Origin of the sequence: Pseudoalteromonas rhizosphaerae (genome assembly GCF_028885455.1) — a bacterium.
Taxonomy (GTDB): Bacteria; Pseudomonadota; Gammaproteobacteria; order Enterobacterales; family Alteromonadaceae; genus Pseudoalteromonas; species Pseudoalteromonas rhizosphaerae.
Window position 1 is genome coordinate 5186625 of the sequence record NZ_CP118496.1, and the last position, 17536, is coordinate 5204160.

The 17536-nt window shown below is 41.8% G+C and carries 14 protein-coding genes; 1 reads left to right on the forward strand and 13 read right to left on the reverse strand.

Translation table 11 applies throughout. The features are described from left to right. Positions 1-104: 104 nt before the first annotated feature. Positions 105-1352: a glutamate-5-semialdehyde dehydrogenase gene (locus PVK79_RS22675; RefSeq protein ID WP_257324900.1), complete on the reverse strand. Its 1248-nt coding sequence runs from the start codon at positions 1350-1352 to the stop codon at positions 105-107. Further along, on the reverse strand, positions 1349-2455 hold the full coding sequence (proB, locus tag PVK79_RS22680; protein ID WP_145238116.1) for a glutamate 5-kinase: 1107 nt from the start codon (positions 2453-2455) through the stop codon (positions 1349-1351). Before proB ends, PVK79_RS22675 begins: the two co-directional genes overlap by 4 nt. 919 nt (positions 2456-3374) lie before the next feature. On the opposite strand from proB, the gene PVK79_RS22685 reads away from it, so the two are divergent. Next, entirely contained in the window at positions 3375-5237 is a 1863-nt protein-coding gene (locus PVK79_RS22685; protein ID WP_145238113.1) for a cation:proton antiporter, read from the forward strand. Between the two features lie 82 nt (positions 5238-5319). On the opposite strand, the gene PVK79_RS22690 is transcribed toward PVK79_RS22685, so the two are convergent. From PVK79_RS22690 to accC, 11 genes are all read right to left on the reverse strand, one after another. Next, entirely contained in the window at positions 5320-5943 is a 624-nt protein-coding gene (locus PVK79_RS22690; RefSeq protein WP_149980501.1) for a tetratricopeptide repeat protein, read from the reverse strand. Between the two features lie 148 nt (positions 5944-6091). Continuing rightward, on the reverse strand, positions 6092-7405 hold the full coding sequence (locus PVK79_RS22695) for an adenylosuccinate synthase (protein ID WP_145238109.1): 1314 nt from the start codon (positions 7403-7405) through the stop codon (positions 6092-6094). A gap of 217 nt (positions 7406-7622) precedes the next feature. Further along, positions 7623-8501, reverse strand: coding sequence for a protease modulator HflC (gene hflC, locus PVK79_RS22700; protein WP_145238107.1), 879 nt, complete (start codon positions 8499-8501; stop codon positions 7623-7625). 5 nt (positions 8502-8506) lie between these two features. Next, positions 8507-9673, reverse strand: a complete 1167-nt coding sequence (gene hflK, locus PVK79_RS22705) for an FtsH protease activity modulator HflK (RefSeq protein WP_145238104.1) — start codon at positions 9671-9673, stop codon at positions 8507-8509. A gap of 106 nt (positions 9674-9779) precedes the next feature. Further along, complete coding sequence (gene hflX / locus PVK79_RS22710; RefSeq protein WP_149980498.1) at positions 9780-11063, reverse strand: ribosome rescue GTPase HflX; 1284 nt, start codon at positions 11061-11063, stop codon at positions 9780-9782. Positions 11064-11079: 16 nt separating this feature from the next. After that, entirely contained in the window at positions 11080-11343 is a 264-nt protein-coding gene (gene hfq / locus PVK79_RS22715; protein WP_064668197.1) for an RNA chaperone Hfq, read from the reverse strand. 79 nt (positions 11344-11422) lie between these two features. Continuing rightward, the gene (miaA, locus tag PVK79_RS22720) at positions 11423-12340 is read right to left on the reverse strand and encodes a tRNA (adenosine(37)-N6)-dimethylallyltransferase MiaA (RefSeq protein WP_149980497.1); all 918 of its coding nucleotides are present in this window, start codon (positions 12338-12340) and stop codon (positions 11423-11425) included. A gap of 10 nt (positions 12341-12350) precedes the next feature. Then, positions 12351-14198 carry a DNA mismatch repair endonuclease MutL gene (gene mutL, locus PVK79_RS22725; RefSeq protein WP_257324904.1) on the reverse strand — a complete coding sequence of 616 codons (1848 nt, stop codon included), beginning with the start codon at positions 14196-14198 and terminating at the stop codon, positions 12351-12353. A gap of 16 nt (positions 14199-14214) precedes the next feature. Beyond that, positions 14215-15558, reverse strand: coding sequence for an N-acetylmuramoyl-L-alanine amidase (locus PVK79_RS22730; protein ID WP_257324910.1), 1344 nt, complete (start codon positions 15556-15558; stop codon positions 14215-14217). 29 nt (positions 15559-15587) lie between these two features. Continuing rightward, the gene (tsaE, locus tag PVK79_RS22735; RefSeq protein WP_145238089.1) at positions 15588-16061 is read right to left on the reverse strand and encodes a tRNA (adenosine(37)-N6)-threonylcarbamoyltransferase complex ATPase subunit type 1 TsaE; all 474 of its coding nucleotides are present in this window, start codon (positions 16059-16061) and stop codon (positions 15588-15590) included. 128 nt (positions 16062-16189) lie between these two features. Further along, on the reverse strand, positions 16190-17530 hold the full coding sequence (accC, locus tag PVK79_RS22740) for an acetyl-CoA carboxylase biotin carboxylase subunit (RefSeq protein ID WP_145238085.1): 1341 nt from the start codon (positions 17528-17530) through the stop codon (positions 16190-16192). Positions 17531-17536: the final 6 nt, after the last annotated feature.

Consider the following 17536-nt stretch of genomic DNA (forward strand, 5'->3'; position numbering starts at 1 on the left):
TTATGTTAGTTATTTTTTAGCTATCAGTTGTGCGCTGCATGGTATTTACGATCAAAAATGCCGAGCATAAACTCGGCATTTTAATTTGGTTATTCGACTACCAATTATTCGCGAATTTGACCTACACCATTGACGAGGTATTTCTCCGTCGTTAATGATTCTAAGCCCATTGGGCCGTAAGCGTGTAGTTTTGACGTTGCGATACCAATCTCTGCACCTAAACCTAACTGTGAGCCATCAGAGAAGCGTGATGAGGTATTAACCATCACTACTGAGGCATCAACACTGCGCTGGAACAATTCAGCCGCGGCTTGGTTTTTAGTGCAAATAACTTCCGTATGGTGTGAACCAAATTGCGCAATATGCTCAATTGCACCAGCCAAATCTGGTACTACACGAATCGCGATTTCTAAATCTAAATATTCTTCGCCAAATTCCTCTGGCGCAAGCACTGTTGCATCATCAAAATATTGTGCGGCTTGGCTATCTGCATTTATTTTTACACCTTCTTGGCGTAATACAACAGCACATAAATTTAAAAACTCATCTGCAACATCCTGATGAACGACAAGTCCTTCTAATGCATTACATACGCCAGTACGCTGAGTTTTACCGTTCAGTAGCAAGTTAATCGCCACTTCTAAGTCAGCGTCTTTATCTACGTATAAATGACACACACCTTTAAAATGCTGGATCACAGGAATTGTACTGTTATCTGTTACAAAGTTAATTAGCCCTTCGCCGCCGCGTGGAATAATTAAGTCAATGCTGTCACGTTGCTGCATCAATTCCATTAATAATCCGCGGTCTGGATCTGGAATAACGGAGATTAACGCTGCCGGTAAATTATGCTGCTCTAATACTTGATGCATAACACTAGCAATTGCTTGCGAGCTTTTAAGCGCCTCTTTACCACCACGTAAAATAACCCCATTACCTGATTTGAAGCATAACGCTCCAGCATCAGCGGTTACATTTGGACGCGCTTCATAAATCATACATACCACACCAAGTGGTACGCGCATTTTACGAATTTTAATCCCGTTAGGACGTTCAGTAATATCGCGTAATTGACCCACCGGATCATCAAGGCTTACAATCACTTCAATGCCTTCAGCCATCGCTTCAATACGTTCGTCATTAAGCGTTAAACGGTCAATCATAGCGGCTGCTAGATTGTTATCGCGGGCTGCGGCTAAATCACTTTCGTTCTCTTTAATAATAAATGCTTTTTGTTGGCGTAATGCTGCAGCCATATCCAGTAGCACCTGATTTTTAGTCTCGGTATCGAGTAAGGCTAACTGATGTGCCGCTTTTGCTGCCTGACGTGAAATATCTGTAATTAAACTCATGACTTCTCCAATAATGCGATATCTTTCTCTGAAATAACGGGACCAATCGAATCTTGCATCTTGTCGCTAAATTCGCTTTGTTCGTTATCAGCTATAAAATTCAATAAACAACTACTGTAATTTGCAGTTGCTTTGGCTAATCGAGTGCCGTCGCTGCTACGTACCAAAATGGTATCGCCAATTGCAAACTCACCATGCACTGCGACAATTTCATCGCCACGGATACAGCCAGTTTCACCTTCTAAAGATTCATCGTATGAACCTGCGACAACGACTTCACCTTGCTCACTTGCAGTATGAGTCATCCAGTGAACAGCTTCTTGCATCGGTTTTTCGTACGGTAAGAAAATAGTACCAGGGTTCTCACCTTCCAGCAGTTTTGTAAATGTCTGCTCTTTAAAACCATTAATTATATAAGTAGTAATACCATGTGAAGTCGCTTTTTCAGCTGCTTCAATTTTAGTTTTCATACCACCTGTACCAACCGCACTGGTAGCAGATCCTGCCATAGCATAGATTGATTCATCAATTGATTTAATTTCAGGCAGTAATATTGCATCGTCGTGCAGATTAGGGTTTTTATCATAAAGCCCATCCACATCTGAAAAAATCATCAATGCATCAGCATCTGCTGCCGCAGCGACCATTGCCGATAAGTTATCATTATCACCGACTTTTAAATCATCAGTTGTCACCGTATCATTTTCATTCATGATTGGCAGCACACCATGATCCAACAAAGTGAAAACAGTTTCTCTAATACTCTCATAACGCTCACGGTCACGTAAGTCACCATGAGTTAATAAAATCTGCGCCGATGGGAAATCAAAAAAGCGGTCCCACATAGCCATCATTTCGGTTTGCCCTGCTGCTGCCATGGCTTTTTTCATTGCCACAGTGCGCTCTTGTGTCTTCGGAAATAAATGCGCGCCAGCGGCAACTGAGCCTGACGAAACTAAAATAACTTCAATTCCTTGACTACGACAACGAACAATAAACTGAGCGATGGTTAATAAATAGCGTGAGCGACAACCATCTTGATCAGGTGCAATCAATGCGCTACCTACTTTTAATACGATACGTCGCCAATTTAACTTTTGCATAAATGTTCAACTTTCCATTTTAACTGTGACTTACCCTAGTTTGGATAAATCTGAAAACAACCACCTAGTGTTTACCTAGGTTACGAGTTAACAATTTGCACTTGCTTTTGCTCACTTTCTTTAGCCATCACTTTTTAATACTCAGCCGGAAACGCTCACTTAGTTAATTAACAAAGTGCGTTAGATATAGCATAACTTTGGCTCAATCATTAAGACTGAACAGTTATAAAGTAAATAAAAAGTGTTGTTTATGCATCGCTGTAAAAAGCTGTGTGAAGCTTTTTTATTAACAACATACATAGAGCCTCTAAAGTCTGGTACACCAACAGATAGGGTGATGACTCAAGGACCGAGATTTGCTCACCACGATGGGTGTCAAATATTGAGTAAGTAACAGTTCAACTCAAACAATATGAATCACAATAAAATGTAATTTATGTTCAAATTAACTAATTACTAAAAATGAGTAAAATTGTACAAACTGCATTCAAAACAATTAACAAATTGATTTTTAAGCATATAAATATAGTGACCTCAATCTAAGTTGTTGTAATTTAAAGCAACTTAAAAATAACTATATGTATTCGCTTAGACCTAACAAGTAACTAATTAGATGACTAATTGTTTGAACACTAACTATATTACGCTACTTTTAGCCTAAAGATCAAGACTATATTTTATTCACTCGGCTTACTATTGCAGCTAATAAATTTTAAAGTCTATAAGATTCAGTTAGTTAAACAGAGTTTAATTTGTTTCAAATATTTCAAAACCAATAAATTATCATTTCTTCTACAAATAAGTTCGTAAACAGCTAAAATTCTATTAGGAAAAATTAACATACACGTGTATACCCCTGTATTATAAGTATCGAAAGGTTTACTCCTAACTGTTGTAATAAATAAGGAATACTTCATCTATGTCAGCTATTTATATCGCAGGGATCGCTCTATGTTCGGTTCTCGCCCAATGGATAGCATGGGGTTTTCGTGTCCCAGCTATTTTATTTTTGTTACTTACCGGCCTGTTACTTGGCCCTGCTACGGGTTTACTTGATCCAGATGCACTGCTTGGTGATTTACTCTTCCCTGTGGTCTCGCTCAGTGTTGCGGTGATCTTATTTGAAGGTTCTTTAACTCTACACTTTCGAGAACTCAAAGGTATTGGCAAGGTAGTCCGTAACTTGTGCTCTATTGGCATGATTACGACTTGTATAGTGATAAGTCTCAGTGCCTATTGGATTTTAGAACTCAACTGGCGTGTAGCAGCGGTGCTCGGTGCGGTATTGGTTGTTACTGGCCCAACAGTTATTGCACCGCTATTAAACTCAATGCGGCCAACCCAAGACATTGATCGCATACTACGCTGGGAGGGCATTGTTATTGACCCAATTGGTGCTTTATTTGCGGTTTTAGTATTTGAAGCGGTAATGCTAGTTGGTCAAGGTGAAGTGTTTATCCATACCGTAATCGCCTTGTTTAAAACCTTAGGAGTCGGTTTATCTATTGGCGTGGTCGCAGGTTGGCTTACAACGTTACTGATCCGCCGCGAATGGCTACCATTTGAATTACATAAATTCGGCATCTTAGCTCTGGTACTTATTAGCTTTACAGTCTCAAATCATTTGAGCCATGAGTCAGGTCTATTAGCGGTTACTGTATTTGGTATTTGGTTAGCGAACCAAGACGATTTAGAAATTGATTCTGTTTTAGAGTTTAAAGAAGATCTGTCTATGATCTTAATTTCAACCTTATTCATTTTGCTTGCTGCGCGTTTAGAATTAGCTGATTTAATGATGCTTGATGCCGATGTGTTTATCTTTTTGGCTATCGTATTATTTATCGCTCGCCCATTGTGTATTGCGATCTCCACTTTCGGCACTGAGCTACCAATTAAATCTCGCTTAGTACTCGCGTGGATTGCTCCGCGCGGTATTGTCGCAGCAGCGGTAGGCTCTGTTTTTGCTATTAGTATGATGGAAGCTGGTGTTGCTGACGCCGAGAAAATGGTGCCACTGATTTTTACCGTTATTATTATCACAGTAGTTCTGCAAAGCTTAACTGCGATTCCGATTGCGAAGCTATTAGGTGTTCGTCAGCCTTCACCTAATACTATTTTGATCATTGGTGCAAACCATGTCGCTCGTGCCATTGCTTGTGGGCTAAAAGAGCAAAATATTCAAGTACACTTATCAGATCCAGCTTGGGAAAACTGCCGCATGGCACGTATGGATGGGCTGCCTTGTTATTATGGTAACCCGCAATCAGAACATGCTGAACGTTACTTACCCCTGACAACTCTACGCAGCGTAATGGCGCTTTCGCCAAACCGCCATCATAACGCGCTAGGCGTGCAGTATTTTTCACATTTATTGAATGAAAAGAACGTCTTTTCATTGCGTTCTTCTACCTCTCACGCCAAAGCAAACAAAGACAGCGCGACGTTTCTATCTCGGCAAATTTTGTTTGGTGACAGCGGCTCTTATGCACGTTTAAGTAGCTTAATTGCCAAAGGCGGTAAGGTCAGTGTAACGCGAATTTCTGAAGAGTTTAACTGGGGCAAATACCAAGAGATGAACAGCGATGCAATTCCGTTATTCATCCTCAATGGTGACAAAGACAGTGATGATGATAGCCCTATCAAACTGCGTCCGTTTACTATTAATATGGAAAAACCGCCGCAAGAAGGTGAACGTGTCGTCGCGATGCTGCCACCAAAAATGTCGGTATTGAAAGATCCTAATAATGGCAAAAACAAAGAACCGAAAGAAATAAAAGAGTAAAACGAAAAGGGCTAGGTATCACACCTAGCCCTTTTACTTTCAACTTGCTAGTTTTCTAACTCGCTAACTAATCTACTCAAACCTACAATGGCAAGCGTGCTCGCGCGACAACACTATCGGGCATTTTTTGCGCCAATTGGGCTAGCGAGCGTTCAATCTTTTTATGGGTTGCTTTATCTGCAACCATACTATGAAATAACCAACGATATGCGTCTTCGTAATCACGTGGACTGCCATAGCCTTGATTAAATAAATTAACTAACCGCAATTGTGCTTTTAAATTACCTTGTGATGAAGCTTCACGTAGGTAAGTCACAGCAAGCGCTTTATCCTTTTGCACCAATCGACCCGTGTCATAGTATCGCCCGAGTTGCTCTAATGCCGCCGCTAAGCCTTGCTGCGCTGCTTGACGCATATAATACACACCAAGCTCTACATTACGATCAACACACACCGCATACGCCAGCATATCGCCATATAAAAATTGATAAGAAGGCAGTGCCATTTTATTGGCTCGTGCTTCGATATCTTGTACTAACTGACAGTCATCTGCTTTTACTCGTGCAAGGTGTGTATTACTATTGATCAAAGCGAGCAGCTCAGTTTCTGTATATAGTGGCACGGCAGCTATGGTCTCTTCAGACTTGGCGTGGCTTGCCAGTAAAAACGATAACGGCACTAATGATAAACAAGTTAACAAACGCATTTAGGTCACTTTAAATTAAAAACCATCTTGCTAAAGTTTATACAAAGATCGTTCCATAATGAAATTTATAAATAGCTTATTTATTATAAACACTATCCCCAGACACAAAAAAAGCTGCACAAGGCAGCTTTTTTAGTACCATTAGTAATTATGCAAACGGACTGCGTAATACCATAGTTTCTACACGGTCAGGACCTGTAGAAATAATATCAACAGGTACACCGGTGATTTCTTCAATGCGTTTGATGTAATCAAGTGCCGCTTTTGGTAGCTGCTCAACAGTAGTAGCACCCACTGTATTTTCAGTCCAACCAGGCATCTCTTCATAAACTGGCGTTACTTTATCATAACCTTCAGCAGCAAGTGGCGTCACATTAGTGATAGTGCCATCTTCTAACTGATAACCAGTACAGATTTTTAGTGTTTCTAGACCATCTAACACGTCTAGTTTAGTTAAACAAAAACCTGAGATAGAGTTAATTTGTACTGCACGGCGCATAGCCACAGCATCTAACCAACCAGTACGACGTAAGCGACCAGTCGTTGCACCAAACTCATGACCTACGGTACCTAAGTGCTTACCAACTGGGTCTTGTTTTTCTAAACCGTCGTAAAGCTCGGTAGGAAAAGGACCAGAACCAACACGCGTGGTGTAAGCTTTGATAATACCTAGTACATAATCAAGATTTAACGGACCAAAACCAGCACCTGTAGCAACGCCACCGGCAGTGGTATTTGAAGACGTTACATATGGGTAAGTACCGTGATCGATATCAAGTAATGTACCTTGCGCGCCTTCAAACAAGATGTTGTCGCCCGCTAGACGCGTTTGATCAAGTAACTCAGTTACGTCAACAACCATTGCTTTAAGGATATCTGCAACAGCCATTGCATCATCAAACGTCTGTTGGAAATCTACCGCATCTACTTTGTAATAATTTACTAAAGTGAAGTTATGGTATTCCAATACTTCTTTAAGCTTCGCAGCGAATAATTCAGGGTTGAATAAGTCACCGATACGCAAACCACGACGGGCTACTTTATCTTCATAAGCAGGACCTATGCCGCGACCTGTTGTACCAATCGCTTTATTACCACGTGCTTTTTCACGAGCTACATCTAATGCGATGTGGAAAGGCAAAATAAGCGGACATGCTTCACTGATCAATAAACGTTCACGTACTGGTACGCCACGTTCTTCAAGCATGCCAATCTCTTTCATTAGCGCTTCTGGTGAAACAACAACACCATTACCAATCACACACTTAACATTGTCACGTAATACACCCGATGGAATAAGGTGTAAAACTGTCTTTTCACCTTCGATTACCAGTGTATGACCAGCGTTATGGCCACCTTGGTAACGAACTACTAAAGATGCTTTGTCTGTAAGGAGGTCAACTACCTTACCCTTACCTTCGTCACCCCATTGGGTGCCTAATACAACAACGTTTTTACCCATTGTAAATTCACTTAGAAAAAATTAGGACGAGATTTTACCAGATAATGAGGGGAAAGATCACCCCCGTTTAGGTTATTTTTTCTGCGCAGTCGTACAACGACCTTTGCAATAAAAATTAACTGGTTGAATAACATTAAGTTACTCATAAAAATTCATCTTACTAAAAGAAAAACCCTGCATACACAGGGTTTGGATTTGTGCTAGATTTAGAAAAAGATTACTGCGCTGCAGCACCTTTCATATATCTAAAGAAGTCACTGTCTGGTGATAATACCATTACGTCTTGCTTATCTTTAAAGGTCTTTTTATAGGCCTCTAATGAACGTACAAAACCAAAGAATTCAGCATCTTTATTGTACGCATTGGCATAAATAGCCGCAGCTTTTGCATCACCTTCACCGCGAACGGTACGGGCATTACGCTCAGCATCAGCCAGCATTACTGTGACACGACGGTCAATGTCAGCACGAATCGTTTCGGCTTTTTCTTGACCTTCAGAGCGATGCTCTTTAGCAACAGCAGTACGCTCTGCACGCATACGTTGGTAAATCGAATTACTCACTTCTGACGGTAAATTGATTTGCTTAACACGTACATCAAGTACTTCAATACCTAGCTCTTGAGCACTTTCAGAAGCTTGAACTAATGCTTCTTCCATTAACTCGCTACGTTCACCGGAAACAATCTCACGGATAGTACGTGAACCAAAGTTAGTACGTAGACCATTATTTACTTTTTGCTTAAGTAGTGCTTCAGCGTATTGCTTATCACCACGGGCACGTAAGTAAAAAGCACTAAAATCACTAACACGCCATTTTACAAACGAATCAACTATTAAGTCTTTTTTCTCACTAGTAACAAAACGATCCGGTGCACCATCTAATGTCTGAATACGCGCATCAATACGACGTACTTGACTAAAGAAAGGTACTTTGAATTGTAAGCCAGGACCATAAACAATTGCTTTATCATCACTGTCTTTTTGCACTTTGCTGAATAGCATAACAATTGCTTTTTGCCCTTCAGGTACTACGAACACTGACGAAAAAGACAACACAACGGCCGCTAGTAATATAACTAAACTAAAGTTTTTCATTGCGCTTATCTCCCGTCGTTAAAGCGATCAGCACCAAAGCGGTCTGAACTTGAGTTCACAGTGCTATTGCGCGATGTATTAACTTTATTGCGTAAGTCGTTAATATCACTTGAGCTAGGTAATGCAACACGGGTTGCGTTCCCTTGCTTATCCATGATTTTATCAAGCGGTAAATACATCATATTATTGCCGCCCTTAACATCAACTAACACTTTTGAACTGTTACCTAGCACTTCTTCCATGGCATCAATATATAAACGCTCACGGGTTACACGCTTAGCAGCCTGATATTCAGGTAATAGCTTTTCAAAACGCGCGACTTCACCTTGTGCTTCTAAAATAATGCGCTCGCCGTAACCTTCAGCTTCTTGCGTCATACGGGTAACTTGACCACGAGCACGTGGCTCAATTTCACGCGCGTATGCTTCAGCTTCACGAATAAAACGTTGTTCATCTTCTTGTGCGGCAATGGCATCATCAAACGCGTCTTTAACTTCAGCCGGTGGGCGTGAGTCTTTAAAGTTAACGTCAGTTACGATCAAGCCTAAGTTATACGGTTCGATGATTTTATTCAGTTCATCCCAGGTATTTTGACGCACAACCTCACGGCCATTTGTTAATACTTGGTCCATTTTTGAATGACCAACAACATAACGCAGTGCACTCTCTAGCGCTTCTTCTAAGCTAGAATCAGCATTAGTTACACTAAATTTGTATAGGAAAGGGTCAATTACACGGTATTGCACCTGAAACTCAACGCTTACCACGTTTTCATCTTCAGTGAGCATAAAACCAGACGTCGATAATGAGCGAACGGCTTCAATATCTACCGGAATTACCGTTTCAATAAACGTCATTTTCCAACGCAGACCTGGATCTGCAATGCGGTCAAATTGACCAAAATGTAAAACGATGCCGCGCTCTGCTTCTTTCACGGTATAAATACCGCTCAATGCCCATACAATTGCAGCAATGATCAATACAAATGAAAGACCAGCTCCACCAAGTCCGCCGCCGCCATTGCCGGATTTATTACCGCCAAATAAGCCACCAAACTTGCTGCTGAATTTACGAAACACCTCGTCTAAGTCAGGTGGGCCTTGATCACGTCCGCCTTTTTTGTTCCACGGATCTTTGTCATTGCCATTATTACCCGGTTCATTCCAGGCCATAGCTATACTCCATTGTTATCTAAATAATTTAGGTAATTACGTTAAATCTAACAAAAATACCGCAGTTCTCATACTAAAAATGACATTGTGCAGTAGTTTTTTCGAATTACGAAATAAAAGCGTCGATTTCAGGACCAAACTCTTTTCTTAAACGATTCCATTCTACCATAGGCAGTCGAGTAGCAAGTAACCAATGACCCTGTTCATCAAAGTCTTCTTGATGCACGGCATTTAAATTGAACAACGCAGCACGTAAACGACCATATTGCGGAGCTAATTTAAGCGTATGAACAAACATTTTCTTTGCTAACAGCTCGCTGATAGCTTCAGACAATAGTTCACACCCTGCGCCACTGTGTGCCGACAACCATACTCTAATAGGCATGCCTTCATCGTCACGGTCAATACGTGGTTCAATATCTTCAAGCGCATCAATTTTGTTGTAAACCAACAATTGCGGCACTTCATCAGCTTCTATTTCTTTAAGAACCGATTGTACCTGTTCAATATTCTCTTTACGACGATGATCCGCAACATCGACCACATGAAGTTGTAAATCAGCTTCACGAGTTTCGGTTAGCGTCGCTTTAAATGCGGCAACTAAGTCATGGGGTAAATGACGAATAAAGCCAACGGTATCGGCTAAAATTATCGAACCAACATCTTCTATTTCTAGTTTGCGTAAAGTTGGATCAAGCGTCGCGAACAGTTGATCAGCAGCATACACATTAGAGTTAGTAATGCGATTAAATAGCGTCGACTTACCCGCATTGGTATACCCTACCAACGACACCGTAGGAATTTCATTGCGGTTACGAGCACGTCTACCTTGCTCACGCTGCACTGCCACTTTCTCTAAACGCGCGCGAATACTTTGAATACGAACTCGCAATAAACGTCGATCTGTTTCTAGCTGAGTTTCACCAGGCCCGCGCAAACCGATCCCGCCTTTTTGGCGTTCAAGATGCGTCCAGCCTCGGATCAAACGCGTCGACATATGACGCAATTGTGCTAGCTCAACCTGCAACTTACCTTCATGGGTACGTGCACGTTGCGCAAAAATATCAAGAATAAGCGTCGTTCTATCAAGCACACGACATTGGCAAACGCGTTCTAAATTGCGTTCCTGTGACGGTCTGAGTTGATGATTAAAAATGACGACATCTGCGTTGTGGATTTTGACAATCTCAGCGATTTCTTCAGCCTTTCCGGTACCGACGAATAGTTTCGGATGTGGTGCTTGACGGCTGCCTTGCACAACCGCCAAACTGCTAACACCAGCAGAAGATACCAACATTTCCAATTCATGAAGATCTTCACGATCCCCTTCTTTTGGAAAGTCGATATGAACTAAGACTGCCTGTTCGCCGGCTTCATAACGGTCAAACAAACATTATGCTCCTAATTTAAAAATTTCCAGCTTCAGGCTCTTCACCGTCTTCGCTTCCTTGAATACCTTGGAAGTTAACAGCACGAGCAGGAACTACGGTAGAAATCGCATGTTTATACACCATTTGATTCACGGTGTTTTCTAGTAAAATAACAAATTGATCAAATGACTGGATCTTACCTTGTAGTTTGATGCCATTAACCAAAAAGATTGATACTGGAATACGCTCACGACGTAGCGCATTCAAAAATGGGTCTTGTAACGATTGGCCTTTTGCCATGTTATTTTCCTTCGTTCTAGGTGTTATTATAATTAAGTGGCTGAACTCATTTAACAAAGCTAAAAAATTTCAACTACTACTAGCTTAGCGAACTTACAACACGTTGCAAGTTTTCTTCATCACCCGTTGTTAACCACGTTACATCGGGCCAACCTCTTAACCACGTCAATTGACGCTTAGCAAGCTGTCGTGTTGCTGCAATACCGCGAAAGACCATTTCATCGTAATCAATCTCGCCAGCAATGTAATCCCACATTTGTCTATAACCCACGCAACGAATGGAAGGTAAGTTAGGGTGTAAATCCTTACGTTGATATAGGGATGAAACTTCATTTTCAAACCCCTGCTCAAGCATTATTTTAAACCTTTGTTCAATTCGCTGGTGTAAATCGGCGCGATCATCAGGCGCAATAGCAAATTGATGAAAAGTATACGGTAAACTCGGCTGCTTACTTTTTTGTAATTCAGTCATTGTTTTACCCGTTAATCGGTAAACTTCAAGGGCGCGGTTAATGCGTTGCGAGTCATTCTCGCTCATTTTTTGTGCCGCTTGCGGATCAATTATCTCAAGCTCTTTATAAAGTGCCGGCCAGCCATGTTGCTTAGCTTGTTGCTCAAGCTCTGCTCGTACCACTGGGCATGCTTCAGGTAATGGCGATAATCCATCAATTAATGCTTTAAAGTACATCATTGTACCACCAACTAATACAGGCACTTTACCTTGTTGGTGAAATTGGTCAATCTTTTCAATTGCATCACGACGAAAATCAGCTACTGAGTAACTTTCACTAGGGTCGATTAGATCAATTAAATGATGTGGCGCAAGCGCTAACTCATGTTGATCAGGTTTTGCCGTACCTATGTTCATATCTTTATACACTAAGGCTGAATCGACGCTGATTATTTCAGTTTTTAAATGTTGGCATAAGGCGATTGCTAATGCAGTTTTGCCTGCAGCGGTTGGGCCCATTAAAAAAATGACCGGTAAATTACTCAACTCGATAACCTTAATCTAACTGTGCTAAAAAATAACTTAAATCTATTTTAACTGCTTTTGCAGATAAACGCTGGATTGTTTGCGGATTATTTTGCATTCGCGTAACCGCCAAGGCAAACGCTTGGCTGGCAAAAAAGCGTTCGGGCACTTGGCTAAGCTGCCAGTTTAGCCATTGCTCCACACTATTAAGCTCAGCCTGAGTGGCTTTTAATAGCGCATCTACGGCTTGGCTCACATCAAGCAGATACAAACTCTGTGGCAACTTTTTAACCATCACAAATTGCTTTTCAATCAATAACTCAAAGCCCAGCAAGGTAAACCATGATTGTTGCTGTGTTAAGCTTTGGCTGTCTTCTTTACTGATATTAACTCGCACAGGCAATAGTAAGGCTTTTCCTTCTAAGCTGCCTTGCTCAGCAATAAGCTCAAGCCAATCATTGACTAATAAATATTTAAAGTGTGAGCAATATAATTGCTGTTGCAGGCTAAATACACAACCGCCATCACTTTGTACCAGCAACGGCTGCGCACTTTGCGTCTGTAACAATGGTGCTACTTCTTGAGTAACGCCAATAGGTTGATCAAAATGGCTGGCGTGTTGCTCATTGACCCCTTGATAAAACGCACTCACATCTTGATGATTTGTCCGGCTCGCTTGCTTGCTTCGCTCGCTTGAACCTGCATATCCACCACCACTAGGTGCTGGATTAGCACCGTAGCGAGCTTGCTCCGCTGGTTGTAAGTGCGACTTAGGATAATCAAACAAACTGCCTGCTGTATTGCTGGAGTGAGCGGGTGTTACTGTATGCGCTGCTTTAGCATCGCTGTGTTGCGAATCAACATGCTGAGTAACACCAGCAAAATCATCTTGAAGCGGCACCACGACTTGTTTAATTGCCTGCAAAATAAAGTCATGCACTAAGCGACCTTGATGAAAACGCACTTCGTGTTTCGCAGGATGCACGTTTACATCCACTTGACGCGGATCAATGTCGATATAAATAACAAAGCCCGGTAGCTCTTCTTGGCCTGCGACTTCTTCGAACGCTTGGCGAATGGCATGAGAAATAAGCTTATCGCGCATCATACGATTATTTACATAGGTATATTGCGTAGTATTACTCGATCCAACCGGTAGCACCCAACCATGTAGCTGCAAGCCTGTATCGCCTGACTCAATATATAACCCCTGCTCAGCAAAGGCTTTACCTGCAACCTGAGCGACCCGAGCAATAGCCTGTGCAGGGTCGGTTTTAGCACGATATTGACGCACAACTTTATCGTTATGGGTGAGGGTAATTGACACATCAAAACGGCTCAGGGCAATACGCTTTATTAACTCATCGATGTGAGTAAACTCGGTTTTTTCGGTGCGTAAAAATTTACGTCTAGCGGGCGTATTAAAAAATAAGTCTTTAACTTCAATGGTGGTGCCGTCAGGGTGAGCAGTAGGTTTAATCTGCACCGCCATATCTCGCCCCTGCGCAAATGCTTGCCAAGCCGCCTCTTGCTGTTTGGTTTTTGAGCTAAGCGTCAAACGCGATACCGAACTAATAGACGCCAATGCTTCGCCGCGAAAGCCCAAAGAACAAATATTTTCTAAATCATCAAGGGACTTTAATTTACTAGTAGCATGACGAGAAAGCGCCAACGTGAGCTCGTCTTTATCAATGCCTGAGCCGTTATCTCTAATGCGAATAAGCTTATGACCGCCGCGCTCAATATCAATTTGAATACGTGTTGCGCCTGCATCTAGGCTATTTTCAACGAGTTCTTTGACCACAGATGCGGGTCTCTCAACCACTTCTCCCGCAGCAATTTGGTTAGCTAATCGCGCGGGTAATATTTCAATGCTCATACTGATCCTAACGATTTTAACTTTGCGGAATGTCTAACTCTTGACCAATAAACAAGGTATTAGATTTTAATTGATTGACTTGTTTAAGCTTACCTACTGATACCCCATAGCGACTAGCTAACAAACTTAACGACTCACCAGGGCGAACTTTATGTTTAGTGGGATATTGCGATTTTAACGACGCAAACAGCGAATCATCCGGAGGATTTTTCAGATAATAACTTTTGATAGAAGTAAATATTGCTTTCGCTAAGCGCTCTTGGTGATTAGCACTTTTTAATAGTTTTTCTTCTCGCGGGTTTGAAATAAACCCAGTTTCGACCAAAATAGATGGAATATCTGGTGACTTTAATACCGCTAGGCTTGCCGCTTGCGGCTCTTTTTTATGTAACTTAGCGACCTTTTTAAGCTCATGAACCATGCCTTCAGCAACGCTGAAACCGGTTTTCATCGAATGATCCATCGACATATCCAACAGCGCCTGCGCCAAGTACTTTTCACTGGCCGTGTCTTTAATCACTCCAGCAGCACCACCGAGTAGCTCTGAATGTTTTTCTTTATCTTCTATCCATTTACCAATTTCTGAATTAGCACGACGAAGTGATAACACCCAAACAGAGGCGCCATTTGGTTGCGGGCTAGTAAATGCATCCGCATGAATTGAAACTAAAAAGTCAGCCTTTTTCTGCCTTGCACGGCTAGTGCGGGTATTAAGTTTGACAAAGTAATCTCCACTTCGCACCATTCGCGAAATCATCCCGCGCTCGCCATCAATCATCCGCTCTAAGCGTTTGGCGATTTGTAGTGTGATATCTTTTTCATAAGTACCAGAGGGGCCAATTGACCCAGGGTCTTCGCCGCCATGGCCTGCATCAATAGCAATAATAATATCGCGTTGTTGATTAAGCTCACGCTTTTTAACCGCAGTATTACTCGTTGCAGCTACTGGCTCTGCTTGATTTTTGTCATATAAGTCGACCACTAAACGATTTTTATAAGGTCCCGTTGGCGCCAGTGCAAAAATCACCGGTTTAACGGCCCCTGTAAGCTCAAAAACAAATCGTACCCCCTGGCTGCTTTTCGCTTTCGAGTAACGTAGTTTACTGACGATTTGATGCTTACTGGGAATAGTTGGTAGGTCTTTTATTTTATCTGTATTTTCTAAATCGACCACTAAGCGCAGTGGATTTTTTAGCATAAAATAACTGAAGTCGGGCTTATCCGTTAAGTCGAATACTACCCGCGTACTATCTGGCGATGGCCACACCCGTACACTATTGATAGTATTTTGTGCATAGAGATTAGCACTGATTGCTAACAGCAAAAAAGCACCCATCCACTTTATGACAACTCGACTCATCGGTATCTTCACACCCTTGTTATTTGTTGTTATTCACTATGGTTTTTGAGTTTATCCACGATACTATGACCACGCGGGCTAATGCTTTGGATCTCAATTGCTCGTGCATCGCCGACATAACGTAAAGTAATATCTAAGTCTGGTGTTGGGATAAACTCGCCGCCTTTTTCAGGCCATTCCACCACACAAATAGCTGTTGGCGAAAAATAATCTCGAATACCCATGTATTCTAATTCTTCTGGGTCGCCTAAACGATATAAATCAAAATGATAAACATTGGCCGTTGCCAACTCATAAGGCTCCACCAGCGTATAAGTTGGACTCTTAACTTTACCTTGATGACCAAAGCCTTGGATCACACCACGTGTTAAAGTGGTTTTACCTGCTCCCAAATCACCGTGTAAGTAAATAACTGCACCTTGCTCCATTAGCATAGCAAGTTGATTGCCCATTTTAACCGTTGCAGCTTCATCAGCGAGTTGAAAACCAACACAGTGCGTCATTCTAACCTCATGGATAGTATTAAAAACGATAACTTGTTAATCATACCAGATTATTTTGCTAAGGCGAGAATCGACACTTATAGACACAAAAAAACCGGCAAAGTTGCCGGTTTTTTTTGTAATTAGGACTATAGACCTAATTTTTTCTCAAGATAGTGGATATTAGTACCACCATTTTGGAAGTTTTCATCCGCTAAGATGCGCTTATGTAATGACGTATTAGTTTTAATACCGTCAATCACAAGCTCATTCAATGCGTTACGTGCACGGGCAATTGCTACATTACGGTTTTCACCGTAAGTAATTAATTTACCGATCATTGAATCATAGTGTGGTGGCACTGTGTAGTCAGCATAAATATGGCTGTCCCAACGAATACCTAAACCACCTGCTGGGTGGAAACGCGTAATTTTACCCGGTGACGGGATAAACGTTTCAGGATCTTCAGCATTAATACGACACTCAATTGCATGACCACGAATAACGACATCGTCTTGCGTGAATGATAGTGGTTGGCCCGCTGCAATTTTTAACTGCTCTTTGATCAAATCAACACCGGTAACCATTTCTGTCACTGGATGCTCAACCTGAATACGAGTGTTCATTTCAATGAAATAGAACTCACCATTTTCGTATAAGAACTCAAATGTACCCGCACCACGATAACCGATTTCGATACATGCACGCGTACAACGCTCACCGATAAACTTACGCACTTCAGCAGTAATACCTGGTGCTGGCGCTTCTTCGACTACTTTTTGATGACGACGTTGCATAGAACAATCACGTTCACCTAAGTGAACAGCATTACCTTGCCCGTCAGCCAATACTTGAACTTCGATATGACGTGGGTTTTCAAGGAATTTTTCCATGTAAACCATGCTATTACCAAAGAACTGTTTTGCTTCTTGTTGCGTTAAAGCGATTGAGTCAATTAACTCAGCTTCACTGCGAACAACCCGCATACCACGACCACCACCGCCACCAGCGGCTTTGATGATCACTGGGTAACCGATACGTTTAGCGATTTGCATGTTGCGGTCTTTATCATCCGATACCGGACCATCTGAACCTGGTACACATGGTACGCCAGCTTTACGCATTGCTTCGATTGCAGATACTTTATCGCCCATTAGACGAATCGTGTCGCCGCGCGGACCAATAAACACAAAACCACTTTGTTCAACTTGATCAGCAAAATCAGCGTTTTCTGCAAGGAAACCATAACCCGGGTGGATAGCAACTGCATCGGTTACTTCAGCTGCCGCAATAATGCGCGGAATGTCTAAGTAACTTTCAGTGGCAGAAGGTCTACCAATACATATTGTTTCATCTGCAAGCAATACATGCTTAAGATCGCGATCCGCCGTTGAATGCACAGCAACCGTTTTGATCCCAAGCTCTTTGCAGGCGCGCAATATACGAAGTGCAATTTCACCTCGGTTTGCAATGACTACTTTATCTAACATTAGAGT